This is a genomic window from Stutzerimonas sp. (genome assembly GCF_982611455.1).
Window position 1 is genome coordinate 58,670 of record NZ_CEXBBO010000025.1, and the last position, 15,749, is coordinate 74,418.

13 protein-coding genes are annotated in these 15,749 nt (G+C 60.6%); 8 read left to right on the forward strand and 5 right to left on the reverse strand.

Translation table 11 applies throughout. The features are described 5' to 3' along the window. Positions 1 to 77 precede the first annotated feature (77 nt). Positions 78 to 1,112, forward strand: coding sequence for an NADP-dependent oxidoreductase (locus AC2LD7_RS15385; protein ID WP_484598598.1), 1,035 nt, complete (start codon positions 78 to 80; stop codon positions 1,110 to 1,112). A 130-nt stretch (positions 1,113 to 1,242) separates the two neighbouring features. On the opposite strand, the gene AC2LD7_RS15390 is transcribed toward AC2LD7_RS15385, so the two are convergent. After that, complete coding sequence (locus AC2LD7_RS15390) at positions 1,243 to 2,598, reverse strand: esterase-like activity of phytase family protein (RefSeq protein ID WP_484598599.1); 1,356 nt, start codon at positions 2,596 to 2,598, stop codon at positions 1,243 to 1,245. A gap of 170 nt (positions 2,599 to 2,768) precedes the next feature. After that, positions 2,769 to 3,593 (reverse strand): aldo/keto reductase, encoded by an 825-nt coding sequence (locus AC2LD7_RS15395; protein ID WP_484598612.1) that lies wholly within the window; start codon positions 3,591 to 3,593, stop codon positions 2,769 to 2,771. A 601-nt stretch (positions 3,594 to 4,194) separates the two neighbouring features. Here AC2LD7_RS15395 and nirB point away from each other — a divergent pair. The 7 genes from nirB to AC2LD7_RS15430 all read left to right on the forward strand — a co-directional run bounded on the left by nirB (position 4,195) and on the right by AC2LD7_RS15430 (position 12,086). Beyond that, positions 4,195 to 6,768 (forward strand): nitrite reductase large subunit NirB, encoded by a 2,574-nt coding sequence (nirB, locus tag AC2LD7_RS15400; RefSeq protein WP_484598600.1) that lies wholly within the window; start codon positions 4,195 to 4,197, stop codon positions 6,766 to 6,768. After that, the gene (gene nirD, locus AC2LD7_RS15405) at positions 6,768 to 7,145 is read left to right on the forward strand and encodes a nitrite reductase small subunit NirD (protein ID WP_484598601.1); all 378 of its coding nucleotides are present in this window, start codon (positions 6,768 to 6,770) and stop codon (positions 7,143 to 7,145) included. The genes nirB and nirD overlap by 1 nt, the downstream gene beginning before the upstream one ends. A 77-nt stretch (positions 7,146 to 7,222) precedes the next feature. Next, positions 7,223 to 8,038, forward strand: coding sequence for a formate/nitrite transporter family protein (locus AC2LD7_RS15410; RefSeq protein WP_484598602.1), 816 nt, complete (start codon positions 7,223 to 7,225; stop codon positions 8,036 to 8,038). Positions 8,039 to 8,372: 334 nt separating this feature from the next. Beyond that, positions 8,373 to 10,094 carry a bifunctional protein-serine/threonine kinase/phosphatase gene (locus tag AC2LD7_RS15415; RefSeq protein WP_484598603.1) on the forward strand — a complete coding sequence of 574 codons (1,722 nt, stop codon included), beginning with the start codon at positions 8,373 to 8,375 and terminating at the stop codon, positions 10,092 to 10,094. A 39-nt stretch (positions 10,095 to 10,133) separates the two neighbouring features. Further along, positions 10,134 to 10,295 (forward strand): hypothetical protein, encoded by a 162-nt coding sequence (locus AC2LD7_RS15420; protein WP_484598604.1) that lies wholly within the window; start codon positions 10,134 to 10,136, stop codon positions 10,293 to 10,295. Positions 10,296 to 10,792: 497 nt separating this feature from the next. Beyond that, the gene (locus AC2LD7_RS15425) at positions 10,793 to 11,101 is read left to right on the forward strand and encodes a hypothetical protein (RefSeq protein WP_484598605.1); all 309 of its coding nucleotides are present in this window, start codon (positions 10,793 to 10,795) and stop codon (positions 11,099 to 11,101) included. A 313-nt stretch (positions 11,102 to 11,414) separates the two neighbouring features. After that, on the forward strand, positions 11,415 to 12,086 hold the full coding sequence (locus AC2LD7_RS15430; RefSeq protein WP_484598613.1) for a TIGR04211 family SH3 domain-containing protein: 672 nt from the start codon (positions 11,415 to 11,417) through the stop codon (positions 12,084 to 12,086). A gap of 31 nt (positions 12,087 to 12,117) precedes the next feature. Here the strand turns inward: AC2LD7_RS15430 and AC2LD7_RS15435 are convergent, their stop codons facing one another. The 3 genes from AC2LD7_RS15435 to AC2LD7_RS15445 all read right to left on the reverse strand — a co-directional run bounded on the left by AC2LD7_RS15435 (position 12,118) and on the right by AC2LD7_RS15445 (position 15,582). Continuing rightward, positions 12,118 to 14,235: a putative bifunctional diguanylate cyclase/phosphodiesterase gene (locus AC2LD7_RS15435; protein ID WP_484598606.1), complete on the reverse strand. Its 2,118-nt coding sequence runs from the start codon at positions 14,233 to 14,235 to the stop codon at positions 12,118 to 12,120. 265 nt (positions 14,236 to 14,500) lie between these two features. Continuing rightward, entirely contained in the window at positions 14,501 to 15,181 is a 681-nt protein-coding gene (locus AC2LD7_RS15440) for an RES family NAD+ phosphorylase (protein ID WP_484598607.1), read from the reverse strand. Beyond that, positions 15,181 to 15,582: an MbcA/ParS/Xre antitoxin family protein gene (locus AC2LD7_RS15445; RefSeq protein ID WP_484598608.1), complete on the reverse strand. Its 402-nt coding sequence runs from the start codon at positions 15,580 to 15,582 to the stop codon at positions 15,181 to 15,183. Before AC2LD7_RS15445 ends, AC2LD7_RS15440 begins: the two co-directional genes overlap by 1 nt. Between the last annotated feature and the right edge of the window lie 167 nt (positions 15,583 to 15,749).

The following is a 15,749-nucleotide window of genomic DNA, read 5'->3' on the forward strand; positions in this document are numbered from 1 at the left end:
TGCCAATACCTACGGAACGCTAAGCGCCCAACACGCTCCCACCTTGATCTGTCCTATTGATCCATGGGAGACGCTCGATGACACAGAATTCGCAACACAACCGCAGCATCCGCCTCGCCTCGCGCCCTCACGGTGCGCCGACGCCGGACAATTTCCGCCTGGAAACCGCCCCGATGCCGACGCCCGAAGACGGTCAGCTATTGCTGCGCACCGTTTATCTCTCACTCGACCCGTACATGCGCGGTCGGATGAGCGCCGGGCCATCCTACGCGCCGCCGATGGAAATCGGCGATGTGATGGTCGGCGGCACGGTCTGCCGGGTCGTCGAATCTCGCCATCAGGACTATAAGGAAGGCGATTGGGTGCTCAGCGGCAACGGCTGGCAGGACTATGTCCTATCCAACGGCGAAGGTCTGCTCAAGCTTGGACGCGACATGCAGAACCCATCCCACGCGCTGGGCGTACTGGGCATGCCCGGATTCACGGCCTATATGGGCCTGCTGGATATCGGCCAGCCCAAAGCGGGGGAAACCCTGGTGGTGGCCGCAGCCACCGGGCCGGTCGGCGCCACGGTCGGGCAGATCGGCAAGCTCAAGGGTTGTCGTGTGGTGGGCATCGCTGGTGGTGCGGAGAAGTGCAAACACGCAGTCGAGACCCTCGGCTTCGATGCCTGTGTCGATCACCGCGCCAATGATTTCGTACAACAGCTTGCCAAGCAGTGCTCGGATGGCATCGACGTGTATTTCGAGAACGTCGGCGGCAAGGTCTTCGATGCGGTGCTACCACTGCTCAACACCAGCGCGCGGGTACCGGTCTGTGGGGTGGTCGCCCAGTACAACAGCACCGGCCTGCCGGATGGGCCGGATCGCCTGCCGCTGCTGCTCGACACCCTTTTGAAGAAACGCATGCGCATGCAGGGCTTCATCATCTTCAACGATTACGGTCATCGATACGACGAGTTCGCGCGCGACATGAGCGCCTGGTACGCCGAGGGCAAGATCAAGTACCGCGAGCAGATCGTGCAGGGACTGAAAAACGCTCCGGAGGCGTTCATCGGCCTGCTCGAAGGCAAGAACTTCGGCAAATTGGTGGTACAGGTGGGCGAGGCCTGATCGTTGCGTGTGCATCGACAAGCGCCGTTCGCTAGCAAGCCGCGCCTACAGGTGATGTGCGATTTGTAGGAGCCAGCTCGCTGGCGAGCGTAGCCGTAGGTGATTTATTAGCAAACGATCATGATCACGATCAGCTTTGCGTCGGTCCTCTCGGCGCATCACAGCGGCGGGCATCCGTTAACGGCTGCAAATGCGGCGGGCGAACACCAGGGATGGGGCTGGCCAAGCGAATTTTCAGCAACTCCGTGGCATCGGCAGCCAACTCGCGACTGCCTCCGCCTGGGAAGTTGTTGTCGTTGGTCACCAGCAAGGTCTGCGAATCCAGCGGCAGGACGCTTTCGATGGTCACGTAGGGAAAGGTGAACCGGTGTTGCCCGTCTCCGTTGAGGTCATCCGGGTCGGCCAGTTGCATCAGGTCGACCAGCTCGGTTTTGCTCACCGCCCCTCCGCTGGCAACGCCACGCGAATCGATCAGGTAGATTTTCTTGAACGGCTCACCTTGGATAGCTGTTGCACCGTTGCGCTCGATGACCAGAAAACGGCTGTCATCGATGGCCGTCATATCACCAATGCCGTGGTCGGCTACCTGCAGGGTGTAGAAGAAGATTTTGCCGGTGTAGCGCTCCTGATTGATGTCGAATTCGCTGATGCGCAGCGTGCCGGCCGGATCGCCGCTGACGGTTTTCTCCAGCAACGTATAGAGCCGATCACCCCTCGGGTTGATCGCCATGCCTTCGAAGCCGCCTGACCCGGCGAGATTGGCGGTTGCCCGCCCCGCCAGCACATCGGCGTGCTGCGGCGCGTAAACGCCGGGCAGCGAAATCGCGCTGCGGGTGACGGTGCCCGAGGCATCGGTCTTGATCAGATAGGGGCCGAATTCATCGCCAAACCACATCGCGCAGTTTTTGTCCCGGCGTACCGACTCGATATCGAGATCGGCTCCGGTGAGCAATCGACCGAAGTCGATGTCGCTATCGACGCGTGGTTTCGAGCCGTCGTCGTAATAAAAGCGAAAGTCCGCCTGGATCGGCAGTTCGAGCTTCTGGTTGATGTCGTTGAGGGTAATCCGCGACGGATGGGTGAAGCGCGCCAACGGAGCGCCACTGAGGTAATCGCTCGCGCCAACTTTGCCACTGTCGCCGTTGGCGGTGCGGAAATCAGGCCGCACGCTATACAGCCGTAATAGCGCATCGGCGGAGTTCTCCTGCGCGCCGAAGCCGTTATCGGTCATGAAGATGAAGCTGTTCTCATCCGCACCGGGCAGCACGGCGGAAAAACCCTGGACCGGCTGCCGGCCTTCGTAGGGCGGTCGGTGCGTCCCGTAGGGATTCCCATTGATCAGCTGACCCGAAGTCGGGCCGTCGGAAAAGCTGCCTGCAGGCATCACGGCCCAGCCCACCAGGGTGTTGCTGGCAGCCATCACGGGGTCGGAAATCGCAGCGGCAAGCGCGACAAGCGCGACAAGCAGTGGCTTCGGTATACGCATGCGACAAAGTCTCCATCCGATTGAGCCGGCTGTGCGCGGTGCTGCGGCCTCGGAGCAACACCTTAAGAACTGACTGTGTCAGGAATGCGGCTTGAATCAGACAACACGATGTAATGCCGTCGGTGTGCTTCCGCTCTTCTTCGCACCCAGCCAACTGTAGTCCACTGTGTTCAGGCTACCTCGTGGCCTCGCGCGGCTTCGGCGAGATAGAACCAGGTCGGTGTGTCCAACTGCAGGTTCGCGCCCAGCAAAGCCTCCTCGATCCGATCCCAGCGTAGGCTGCCGAGGATCGGCACTGAATTTCCCGGTAGCTTGCGCAGCCAGGCCAAGGCCACTTGATTGGCAGTCGCACCCAGCGCCGCCCCAACCTCTTCCAGCACGTTCTGCAACGCGGGCACGAATCGACCTCCGGCCATTGGCGACCACGCCAGTACCTGCAGCCCTTCGCTCTCCATGCCATGCAGACGGCCATCCCAGGCAGCGGCCTGCGCTTGCAAAGACAGTTCGATCTGATTGCAGCGCAACGGCAGCTCGCGGGCGAGAACCTGGCACTGCAGCAGTTCGGCGTTGGATACGCCGAGCCAACCGATCTTGCCGCTACCGACCAGATCGTTCAGCGCGCGCGCTACCTCATCGACCCGCAACAACGGGTCCGGACGATGCAGCAGAAAGCCGTCCAGACGTTCGACGCCCAGGCGCTTCAACGAGCCTTCGACCGCCTCGGTCAGATACGCCGCCTGGGTGTTGTAGTGCTTGACGCCCCAGCGCGACCGATCCTGCGCGGCGGGAACGATGTCGGCCTTGCCGATCAGCTGGATTTGCTGACGCAACGCAGGTTGCAGCTTCAACGCGGCACCGAAATGCGCCTCGCACTCCCCCGCGCCGTAGATATCGGCGTGGTCGAAGCCACTCAGCCCGTGCTCGACGCAGCGCTCGAGAAAGCCAAGCAGCGCCTGCGGCTGCGCCAATTCGGGGTATTGCGCCAGACGCATCATGCCCAGCAACAAAGGTTGTTCGACGACCTTATTCAAGTGATCTCCACGATTGATTGGATATTGCGGCATGCGTTAGCGGTAAGAATACGAGCCTCAAGGTGAGTTACTGACCGAGCCCGCCACGCAAGGTTCGGCTCTGGACGCAAGGTTAGCCCGGCACAGATGACCACGCCGGTGTATCGCCCCAAAAAAGGGAGTGCCGGGCGAGCGCCGCACCCTTGTGGGTCAGCGCCGCGCAGTGTCATTGGTGGGCTGAAGCCTACCCTACACAAGCCTCTCCCACTCGTAGAGTGGGCTTCAGCCCACCAATTCCGGGCTGCGGCGTTCTTCGCACTGATACCTCACGCGTCGCTGGCATGCTAACTGCTATGTCACATGCAACGCCTGCCGACCCATTCGGCAGAACTTCCTGCAGGTCAACGAAGACCATCAGCCGCAAACGGCACGGGACAGGTGAACCGGGCAACGCGGCCCGGACCATCGCCCCACCACATTTTCTGAATACCAGGCAAAGGCGCCTGGAGCTGGCAGACAGCTCCAGGCTTTTTTTTTGCTTTTTTTGCTGGCGGCGCCGCGAGCGGCTTCGACGGAGGAATAGGTCATGAACGCAATCGTCACCCCGATCAAGAGCGAAACACTGGTCATCATCGGCAATGGCATGGTCGGCCACCACTGCGTCGAACAATTGATCGAACGCGGCGCGCTGGGCCAGTACCAGCTGCACGTGTATGGCGAAGAACGCCAGCGCGCCTATGACCGGGTGCACCTATCCGAATACTTCGGCGGCCGCGATGCCGATTCGCTGGCCATGTGCGAGGCGGACTACTATGCCGCCAACGACGTGCACCTGCACCTCGGCGTGCAAGTACTGGAGATCGACCGGGAACGCAAGGAAGTGGTCACTAGCGAAGGCCGTCAGGCCTATGACCACCTGATCCTGGCAACCGGTTCCTACCCGTTCGTACCGCCGATTCCGGGTGCCGAAGGTAATTCGCGCCTGGTCTACCGCACCCTCGATGATCTGGATGCCATCCGCGCCGCCGCCAGCAACGCCAAACGCGGTGTGGTGGTCGGTGGCGGCTTGCTCGGTCTGGAGGCGGCCAACGCACTGAAATCCCTCGGTCTCGAAGCCCATGTCGTTGAATTCGCCCCCCGCCTGATGCCAGTGCAACTGGATGTTGAGGGCGGCGCGGCGCTCAAGGCCCGCATCGAAGCGCTGGGCGTTGGCGTCCATTTGTCCCGCGCTACCCAGGAAATCGTCATCGGTGAGGAATATGCCTATCGGATGAACTTCAACGATGGCGCTGATGGTAGATGTGAGTATCTGGAAACCGACCTCATCGTCTTCTCCGCCGGCATCCGCCCGCAGGACGCCCTCGGCCGCAGCGCAGGCCTGGAAATCGCACCGCGCGGCGGCATAGTGATCGACGCCGACTACCGCACCAGCGATCCGTCGATTTTCGCGATAGGCGAGTGCGCCTCTTGGAACGGCATGGTTTTCGGCCTGGTCGCGCCGGGCTACACCATGGCGCGCAACGTCGCCGCCCTGCTCACCGGCGAACCGCACCAGCTTTTCAGCGGCGCGGACATGTCGACCAAGCTCAAGCTGCTCGGTGTCGACGTCGGCTCCATCGGTGATGCCCATGCCGCCACGCCTGGCGCCAAGAGCTACCGTTTCATCGACGAAGCCAACGCCAGCTACCGCCGTCTGGTGCTGTCCGAAGACTGCAAGCGCGTCATCGGCGCCGTGCTGATCGGCGACAACAGTTATTACGACACCCTGCTGCAATACGCGCAGAACGGCATCAAGCTGCCGGCTGATCCGTCCAGCCTGATCCTGCCCCTGTCCGATGGCGCGCCGACGCTGGGTGCCGATGCCCTGCCGGACACCGCCACAATTTGCTCCTGCCACAACGTCAGTAAGGGCGCGGTGTGCTGCCAGGTGGACGCCGGCATCACCGACCTCGGCGAACTGAAGGCGGCGACCAAGGCCGGCACCGGTTGCGGGGGCTGCAGTGCGCTGCTCAAACAGGTTTTCGAACACGAGCTGACGGCCCGAGGCGTCGAAGTCGACAAGAGCGTCTGCGAACATTTCGCCCACACTCGTCAAGAGCTGTACGGCATCGTTCGCGTCGAAGGCATCATCAGTTTCGAAGAGTTGCTGGCCAGGCACGGTCGCGGTCACACCGGCTGCGACATCTGCAAGCCGGCGGTGGGCTCGATCCTCGCGTCCTGCTGGAACCAGCCGATCACCGATCCTCAGCTGGTTGCGCTACAGGACACCAACGACACCTTCATGGCGAACATGCAGAAGAACGGCACCTACTCGGTGGTGCCGCGCATCGCTGGCGGTGAGATCACCCCGGACAAGCTGATCGCCCTCGGCGCTGTCGCCAAGAAATACGACCTCTACACCAAGATCACCGGCGGCCAGCGTATCGATCTGTTCGGCGCCCAGCTGCACGAGCTGCCGGATATCTGGGGCGAGCTGATCGAGGCCGGTTTCGAGACGGGTCACGCCTACGGCAAATCTCTGCGCACGGTGAAATCCTGTGTCGGCAGCACCTGGTGCCGCTACGGCGTGCAGGACAGCGTCGGCATGGCGCTGCGCCTGGAGGACCGCTACAAGGGCCTGCGCTCGCCGCACAAGATCAAGTTCGGCGTCTCCGGCTGCACCCGCGAATGCGCCGAAGCGCAAAGCAAGGACATCGGCGTGATTGCCACCGAAAACGGCTGGAACCTGTATGTGTCCGGCAACGGCGGCATGCGTCCGCGCCACGCCGAGCTGTTCGCCACCGATCTCGATGACGAAACCCTGGTGCGCTACATCGACCGCTTCCTGATGTTCTACATCCGCACCGCGGACAAGCTGCAGCGCACCTCGGTGTGGCGCGAATCGCTCGAAGGCGGCCTCGACTATCTGAAGCAAGTCGTCATCGAAGACAGCCTGGGGCTGGCTGCCGAGCTGGAAGCGCAGATGCAGTTGGTGGTCGACCGCTACGAGTGCGAATGGGCCAACGCCATCAATGATCCGGAAAAGCTCAAGCGCTTCCGCACCTTCGTCAACGACCAGCGCGGCGATCCGGACATCCATTTCGTCAAGGAACGCGGTCAGCGCCGTCCCGTACACGCATCCGAACTTCACCTGATTCCCGTAACCGAGGAGGTGCTCTGATGAGCCAGCCCAACGCTGTACGCATGCAACCGAGTGAGTCCGCCAACTGGCGAGCACTGTGCAGCCGCCGCGACCTGGTCGCCAATTCCGGCGTGGTGGCCTGGATCGATGGCGAGCAGGTGGCGCTGTTTCACCTGCCTGATACGGAGACTGGCGAGCAGGTTTTCGCCATCGCCAACAAGGATCCTAAATCAGGTGCCAATGTCATCGGCCGCGGCATTCTCGGGCAGCTCAAGGGCGACCTGGTGATCGCCTCGCCGCTCTACAAGCAGCACTTCCGCCTGGCCGATGGCAGCTGCCTGGAATATCCGGAACAGCAATTGCAGGTGTGGCCAGTACGCCTCAATGGCGATGCGGTGGAAATCGCCGCGGTCTGACCGCGGCGGCACAACGGATAGCGATACGCCAACAGCAGGCCCAGCCTGCTTTGCCAACACAACCAGAGAACCGAAAAATGTCCTACATCGTTCCTTCGGAATTCGTCACCAAGATGGTCGACGCGGGCGAGTCCAAGATATTCATGTCCACGCGGGATACCTTGATTCGAGCATTCATGGCCGGTGCGATTCTGGCGCTGGCTGCCGTATTTGCGGTTACCGTCACTGTCCAGACCGGCTCGCCATTGCTGGGCGCGGTGATGTTCCCGGTCGGTTTCATCATGCTTTATCTGATGGGCTTCGATCTGCTCACCGGAGTCTTCGTACTGGCACCGCTGGCCCTGCTCGATAAACGGCCAGGCGTGACCGTCAAGGGCGTGCTGCGCAACTGGGGTTTGGTATTCGTCGGCAACTTCGCCGGCGCGCTGACGGTAGCGTTCATGATGGCCTTCGTCTTTACCACCGGTTTTGCGAGCGATCCAGGCGTGATCGGCGAAAAAATCTCGCACATTGGCGAAGCACGGACCCTAGGCTATGCAGAGTTCGGCGCGGCCGGCTGGGCGACGATCTTCTTGCGCGGCATGCTGTGCAACTGGATGGTGTCGATGGGCGTGGTGGGTGCCATGATCTCCACCACTGTGGGTGGTAAGGCCATCGCCATGTGGATGCCGGTGATGCTGTTCTTCTACATGGGCTTCGAGCATTCGGTGGTGAACATGTTCCTGTTTCCATCGGCGATGATCATGGGCGGTGACTTCTCGATCATGGACTACATGATCTGGAACGAAATACCCACGGCACTGGGCAATCTGGTTGGCGGTCTGGCATTCACTGGCCTGACGCTCTACACCACTCATATCAAGACCGCGCCAAAGCGTGCGCTGGTGCGCTGAGGCGATCGGGCTCGGTGCGGGCCTGGCAGGCGCCGGGGTGTAGGGAAAGGTGGTCAAATGGAACGCAGTGCACTCCGCCTTCCCCTCACCCCAGCCCTCTCCCCAAGGGGAGAGGGAGACAAGCCTGCCGCCACAGAGCACACCTGGGTGATAACTTCTACGCATCTGCGGATCAGCCACATCCGGTCCAGCCAGCTCGGACTGCCCCCTCGCCCCTTTGGGGAGAGGGCTGGGGTGAGGGGTCGCGATGGCCGGCCAATCGGCGATCTTTCCTTGTCTCCAACCATCCGTCTATCCCAACACCCCATCGCCGAGAGCCCGCCCGATTAAGCAAATGAGCAATCAACTCAAAGTCTCGGTGGGCCAACACACCGACAAGGGACGCAAGGAAAGCAATCAGGATTTCCACGGCGTCTACATTCCCAAAGAACCGCAGCTGAGCAGCAAGGGCATCGCCATCGCCCTCGCGGATGGCATCAGCAGCAGCTCCGTCAGCCATATCGCCAGCGAATCGGCGGTCACCGGTTTCTTTGCCGACTATTTCTGCACTTCCGAATCCTGGACAGTAAAGAATTCCGCGCAACGCGTGCTGATGGCAACCAACTCCTGGCTGCATGCGCAAAGCCAGCAAAGCCCTTACCGCTACGACAAAGATCGCGGCTACGTCTGCACCTTCAGCGCCATAGTCATCAAGTCGACCACTGCACATCTTTTCCATGCTGGCGACTCACGCATCTATCGCGTCCTGGGCAATGCGCTGGAACAGCTGACCAATGATCATCGGATGTGGGTTTCGGAAGACAAGAGTTACTTGAGCCGAGCGCTGGGCATCCATCCACAGCTGGACCTGGACTATCGCGCCGAACAGCTCGAGGTGGGCGACACTTTTATCCTGGCAACCGATGGCGTCTACGAATTCGTCAGTGCGTCGTTCATGCTCGAGGCTATCGCGCGCTGCCCGGATGATCTCGATGCAGCCGCGCGGGAAATCGTCGCCCAGGCGCTGACACAGGGCAGCGACGACAACCTCACGGTGCAGATCCTGCGCATCGATGCGCTGCCGTTGCAGGCCGCCGACGAGCTCTACCAGCAGCTAACTGAACTGCCCTTCCCGCCCATTCTCGAGGCGCGGGCCGAGTTCGACGGCTACACCATTGTTCGCGAAGTGCACGCCAGTAGCCGCAGTCACGTTTACCTGGCAACCGACGACGACAGCCAGACGCCGGTAATCATCAAGACGCCGTCAATCGACCTGCAGCGGGACGTGCAGTACCTCGAACGTTTTCTGACCGAAGAATGGGTCGCGCGGCGCATCGAAAGCGCTTACGTGGTCAAACCGTGCCTGCAGACCCGCAAGCGCAACTTTCTCTATAGCGTCAGCGAGTTCGTTGAAGGCCAGACGCTGACGCAGTGGATGATCGATCACCCCAAGCCGGACCTGGAAACGGTCCGTGGCATCGTCGAGCAGGTCGCCAAGGGGCTTCGCGCCTTCCACCGACTGGAGATGCTGCACCAGGACCTGCGTCCAGAGAACATCATGATCGACGCCACCGGCACGGTGAAAATCATCGACTTCGGCTCGACCCGTGTCGCTGGCATCATGGAAATTGCTTCACCCATCGAACGCGGCGATCTGCTCGGCACCGCTCAATACACCGCGCCGGAGTACTTCTTGGGTGAAAGCGGTACGCCCCGCTCGGATATGTTCTCGCTGGCGGTCATTACGTATCAAATGCTCACCGGCCAGCTGCCCTACGGCACCGCGGTTTCCCGCAGTCGCACCCGCGCGGCGCAGAACAAACTCAGCTACAGCCCGATCCGCGAACATGATCGCGAGGTGCCGGCATGGATCGACGACGTGCTGCGCAAGGCACTGCACCCCGACCCTTACAAGCGCTACGAGGACTTGTCCGAGTTTGTGTTCGAATTGCGCCAACCCAACCAGGCCTTTCTCAACAAGGCCAGGCCGCCGCTGATGGAGCGCAACCCGGTGCTGTTCTGGAAAGGCGTTTCGCTGGTGCTGGCAATAACCGTGATGGTGCTACTGAGCCGATGAGGGACGGTGCGGCGCGTACACGTTGAGTGCAGGATCGTCATGTCCGTCTTTCGACGGGTCGAGAATCCAGCGCAGTTGCGTCACCAGCTCCTCGCAATTCTCGCCACGCTGCAACCAGTCATGAAAGGCGATGCGCGATGCGGTGAGGGCGGTCTCGGCGGTTCATCAATACCGTTTTCCGGCGTGCCGGGCTGCCACTGATCGAACAACGATCTGAGCGCATGCTGCGCCTCGTCAGCACCGAGCTCCCCGTCCGACCAGCGTGACGTGATGTCCTGGGCTTTCTGCAGAGCCAACACCGAAGGGCTTGGCGAATCCATTGGACGACCTCCAGGCAATAACTGTGGCGGTTGGACAGCCATCGAACCGGTCGAATTCGCACCCACCTATCGGCTCGTCTGGCCGTCCCGATGCGCTATTGACTGAGGGAAGGAATATCGGCCGCGGCCACCGGCAACTCGGTAGCTCGAATACGCCATAACGACAGGCATGCCGAGCCGTGAAGTATCCAGGGCGCGACTGGCAACGAGAGTCCGTCGTTCGTCTGAAATGCCTCTTCCGTCATGGTCGATCCAGATTCCGAAACGGCGTCGTCTTGCAACCATCGACACCACCCAGCGCGAGTCGATCGTTCAGGGCGTCACAGGGCAATGCTTATGGTCGAACGGATGAAGCCATTCCGCTCTCGGACGTCAGCCATGCTTCTGATTCAGCTGTTGCTTCCTCTATACGACAACGACAATCAACCGCTGCCCAAAGCGCTTTTCAATGACGTTCGCCACGAGCTGATCGAACGCTTCGGCGGGCTCACCGCCTATACCCGAGCGCCGGCCAACGGGCTTTGGCTGGAGGACGGCGAGCATGCCGTACGGGACGAACTGGTGATCTACGAAGTGATGGTGCCGAAGCTCGATCATGCCTGGTGGCAGGACTATCGATCCTCACTGGAGGCTCGTTTTCGGCAGGAACGAATAATGGTCCGCGCGCATCGCGTGAGCTTGCTGTGAAAGCCTTTACGGCGAAACGGTGATCGCCGAGCGCTCGGCCATCGCACACGCAGCCATGCACATTTGGATGAATCTTTAGTGAACCTTACGGTCCCCGTACTGTCTCTCAGCTGCAGGATTACAGGGACGACGGCGTGACGGGCCATGCGCCCATACCGGGAGAAAGCATCTCCCCCTCGCGAAACAGCCGTCTCCCAAGGCGTTGAGACTGCCCTGTTTGCAGTCAGCTGGCGGAACATTGCCATGCAGGTTCATTTATCCGGCCCGTTCACCGGGGCCTTCATTTTCAGTCCACATGAAGACCACCATGCCCATATCTCGTCATCTCCTTGCACTTCTTTCCCGTGTTTCCGGGTCCGCCGCGCAGCGCCGGGCTTTCCGTGCCGGCCTGTTCGGTACTCTGCTGGCGGTCATAGTGCCGGCCCATGCTCAGCAAGCAAGCAATGAGCGCTGGGTCAGCGACAGCCTGAACACCTACGTACGCAGCGGCCCGACCGACGGCTACCGCATCGTTGGCAGCCTTGTGTCCGGAGAGAAGGTCGAACTGCTCGACACCCAGGGCGACTACAGCCAGGTTCGCGGCGAAAGTGGCGACCGGGTCTGGATCCGCAGCAGTGATCTACAAGAGGTGCCCGGCCAGGCGGAGCGTCTGCCGGAACTGGAACAAAAGGTCGCCGAACTCAGCGAGGAACTGAAAACCATCGACGACAACTGGAAGGCTCGGGTGCTGGGCATGCAGGAGACGCTGGATTCACGCAAGGCGCTGATCGACGAACTTGAAGCGCGCCGCAAGGCCCTCGACGAAGCCCTCACCGCCACCGAATCAGAACTGCGTGACGCCGAGGCGCGCCTCGGCGATGAGAATAATCAGGTCCTGATGCGCTACATGGTCTACGGCGGCAGCATCGCCGGCGCAGGCTTGCTGGCTGGCTTGATCCTCCCGTCCATGACCCGCGGCCGCAAGCGCAACGACCGCTGGTTCTGAGGATCTGGCGGGCCAGAGTTTTTCCGACGGATTAGCTCGGCACCAATATCTTTGATTCGGCGGCGGTGGCTGCCGACAGCCCTGGCCGCGTCTGCCCGACGCGCTCCAGGATCAGGTCAGCTGTCATTGGCCGATCGAGCAGGAAGCCCTGCAGCGTTTCACAGCCGAGCCCCGTAAGAAATTCCTGTTGCTCTTTGGTCTCCACACCCTCGGCGACGATTTCCAGCCCCAGCGCCTTGCCCAGCGCAATGATCGCCGACACGATCATTGCATCCTCGTTGCCAGCGCTCATCTCCTTGACGAAAGCACGGTCGATCTTCAGTTCGCTGGCTGGCAGACGTTTGAGATAGAGGAGGCTCGAATAGCCCGTACCAAAATCGTCGATGGACGCCTTGACGCCAAGCTCTGTGAGCCTTTCCAGCGTTCCGATGGTCGTTTCCGGATTGCGCATCGCCACGGTTTCGGTGACTTCGATGGTCAGCATCGCCGGCGGGATGGAATGGCGACCGATGGCTTCGGCCACCACACCAAGCAGATCCGGTTGCTCGAATTGCACGGCGGACAGGTTGACCGCGATGGTCCAGTGGCTGAAGCCCTGCAGATGCCATTCGTGTAGTTGTCGGCACGCCTCGTCCAGCACCCATTTGCCCATCGGTACGATCAGGCCGGTTTTTTCAGCCAGGGGCAAAAATTCGTCAGGGTAGAGCAAGCCACGTTGTGGGTGTTCCCAGCGCAACAGCGCCTCGAAGCCTCGCACGGGACCAGCCGGCGCCTCGAATTTCGGCTGGTAATGCAGGCGCAGCTCACCGTGCGATTCGGCCAATCTCAGATCATGCAATAGCTGTAGCTGCTCGGCGGCGTTGGCATTCATCGATGCTTCAAAGAAGCTGTAGCCGTTCCGGCCGGCGCTTTTGGTGTGGTACATGGCCGCATCGGCATGCAGCAACAGATCACGCTCGATCTCGCCGTCACCCGGATATACCGCGATGCCAATGCTGAGCGAAACACGCAATTCATAGCGCGACAGCAAAAAAGATTCGTCGATGCTTTGCACCAACTTGTGGGCCAGTGTCGCCGCGTCATCTGGACCAGTAATCGATGCCAGCAACACGAACTCGTCCCCACCAAGCCGCGCCAACGTGTCCTGGGCACGAATGCACGAACGCAACCGGTCGGTAACGCTCACCAGCAGCTCATCACCGATGTGGTGACCATACGCATCGTTGACGGCCTTGAAACCGTCCAGGTCCATGAACATCACGGCAAAGCTGGAGCGCTCGCGCTGGGCGATCTTGAGCGACTGACTCAGACGATCCTCTAGCAGCAGGCGGTTGGGCAGCCGGGTCAGGTTGTCATGCAGCGCGAGTTGGATCAGTTCGCTATTGGCCTTTTCCAGCGAACTGGCCAGTATCGAGGTACGCGCCTGCAAGCGGCCGTCCAAAACCGAGACGATCAGCGTAATAGCCAGCACGCCCAAGGTCAGAACGATCACCAGCAGTGCCAGCCAGTTGGTGTCCACGCCGGTATTGGAAGCACTGCAGAAACTGCCTTCGGGGAAGCTCGCCGCAGCCATTCCGGTGTAGTGCATACCGGCAATCGCAAGCCCCATCACCAACGCAGCCATTCCTCGCCAAAGCTTCAGATGCGACACGTTAGCGCGCAGGCGAAATGCCAGCCACAGCGCAGCAGCGGATGCCAGAATCGCCACCACCACCGAAGCTATCAGCCAGCCGGCGTGGTAGACGATGCCCGGCTGCATGCGCAGCGCGGCCATACCGCTGTAGTGCATCGCAGCAATGCCAGAGCCGATCAGGATCGCGCCCTGCGCCAGACGCATCCAGGGCAGTGCCCGCTGGCAAACAAGCCAGAGCGCGATTGCCGACGCCGCGATGGAAATGACCAGTGAACCGGCGGTTATCAGCGGATCATAGCCAAGCGGAATAGGCAGACTGAAGGCCAGCATGCCAATGAAATGCATGGACCAGATACCCAACCCCATGGAGAACGCGCCGCCGACCAACCACAATCGGGCGGCGCGACCTTCGGCCGTTGCAACCCGTCCAGCCATGTCCAGCGCGGTATAGGAAGCAAGCACAGCGACAACGAACGAGAAAAACACGAGGATGTTGTTATAGCTACCAACCAGCATGGCCTGGATTCCTGGAAAAAGGCTGCTAAACGTGGCCAATGATCAATGAAGGCAAAGTGCCATCTTACCTTAGCCCAGCCGGTACCGCGAACAAACCGCGCTGATATACAGCACGTCCCCGTTATGTCAGTTCATCGTACGAATCAGGGTTTTCTGGAGCAGCCCGGCTGGATATCCGCCAAACGGTTGCAGAGGCTTGATCAACAGGGTACCAGCCAAGCCGCGGCAGCACTTGAACAGGATCAGACCACCGCACCGCAATGGATCAGACCTTCACCTCGCTGATCTCGAGGACATGCGTAATGGCACCTGCCCTGGCATCCCAGACGTACCGGAAATGCGACCCCTGAACAGGTAGCGAGACCGCCTGCGGGCGGAACGCAGCGACGCATTCATGCCCTTCCAGTCGCACACTCCGATATAGCAACCCCCAGGTTTTGCCGTCACGGTGCTCACGCGCGAACGTCTGGCTGTTGCCATAGGCAGTCGGATCGGGTTGATGCAGCTCGGGCATGTCGCGCACGTCAATGAGCGGCTTGACCACTTTGTTCACGTAGGCGCGCATGGTGATTTCCACGTTCGCCTCGCGAGTCGCTGCAAGAAAACGCTCTTGATGAAACTTGGTTTCGGCAATAGCTGCATCGACCGAGCTGGCGCAGTAATAAACACCGTAGCTGCCGTCGCTGAAACGGCTGAGTTTGCCGATATGGGTGAATGCAGCCATCACCGCCGTCGACCCGGGACCGCTAACGCGATCGGCCGGCGCGACGCGCTGCAACGCGTCGGCTTCCTCGCGCAGGCGGTCGTTGGTCATGGCTTCCAGGGCGAAGGCGATGTCCAGATCGTCCGGGCTCAGGGTGTCTTCGAACACGGACAAGGGCGGAAACGAGCTATTGATCAACCTGTACGCTTTGCGCCAGCCCGGCAGAACCTCCTGCCGCGACATCAACCACGAACTCCGTCGAGATAGCGGCGTACATCCGCCAGATCCACTACCTGACCGCCGAGCATGTAAGCGAGCGCACTAGTGCCATTGAAAGGTGCCGCGTCATTGGGCTTGTGCACCCACTCATAGCCCCGCTCGGCCTGATTGCTGAAAATGATGCGCAGCGCCTTGTGGATTCCCATCAAGTAAGAAATCCGCTCCAAGGTGTCTCGCGGCAGACGAACTTCTGGAAGTTTCTTGTATTTGAAGTAAGTGGTATTGCCCACCGAACCCAAGAGCACCCGTTGTTGTTCGGCGCTGCAATTCCACAATCCCATCAGATTGAAAAAGAACGTCAGCGCCACTCGCCCAGCTTCGGGCGAGGCGATATCCGGCTTGCTGACCGCCTGTTCGAGTTTCATCTTCAGCTCCGCCTGGTTATTGCACCTAAGCGAAGGTTACTCCGCATACGTATAAAATAAAACTTTTAATTCATATGCGTATATTCGTTTCGCTGAAGCTATTCGCGGCGGAGTTAAGGATGGTCTGAAGTAGTTGTGTATTTCTGGCTGACTTCAGCCCCTGCCGA

Bases quoted from the DNA above. Each gene is read 5' to 3' on its own strand.
- AC2LD7_RS15385 (WP_484598598.1), top strand. From the start codon at position 78: ATGACACAGAATTCGCAACACAACCGCAGCATCCGCCTCGCCTCGCGC.
- AC2LD7_RS15390 (WP_484598599.1), bottom strand. From the start codon at position 2,598: ATGCGTATACCGAAGCCACTGCTTGTCGCGCTTGTCGCGCTTGCCGCT.
- AC2LD7_RS15395 (WP_484598612.1), bottom strand. From the start codon at position 3,593: ATGATGCGTCTGGCGCAATACCCCGAATTGGCGCAGCCGCAGGCGCTG.
- nirB (WP_484598600.1), top strand. From the start codon at position 4,195: ATGAACGCAATCGTCACCCCGATCAAGAGCGAAACACTGGTCATCATC.
- nirD (WP_484598601.1), top strand. From the start codon at position 6,768: ATGAGCCAGCCCAACGCTGTACGCATGCAACCGAGTGAGTCCGCCAAC.
- AC2LD7_RS15410 (WP_484598602.1), top strand. From the start codon at position 7,223: ATGTCCTACATCGTTCCTTCGGAATTCGTCACCAAGATGGTCGACGCG.
- AC2LD7_RS15415 (WP_484598603.1), top strand. From the start codon at position 8,373: ATGAGCAATCAACTCAAAGTCTCGGTGGGCCAACACACCGACAAGGGA.
- AC2LD7_RS15420 (WP_484598604.1), top strand. From the start codon at position 10,134: ATGTCCGTCTTTCGACGGGTCGAGAATCCAGCGCAGTTGCGTCACCAG.
- AC2LD7_RS15425 (WP_484598605.1), top strand. From the start codon at position 10,793: ATGCTTCTGATTCAGCTGTTGCTTCCTCTATACGACAACGACAATCAA.
- AC2LD7_RS15435 (WP_484598606.1), bottom strand. From the start codon at position 14,235: ATGCTGGTTGGTAGCTATAACAACATCCTCGTGTTTTTCTCGTTCGTT.
- AC2LD7_RS15440 (WP_484598607.1), bottom strand. From the start codon at position 15,181: ATGTCGCGGCAGGAGGTTCTGCCGGGCTGGCGCAAAGCGTACAGGTTG.
- AC2LD7_RS15445 (WP_484598608.1), bottom strand. From the start codon at position 15,582: ATGAAACTCGAACAGGCGGTCAGCAAGCCGGATATCGCCTCGCCCGAA.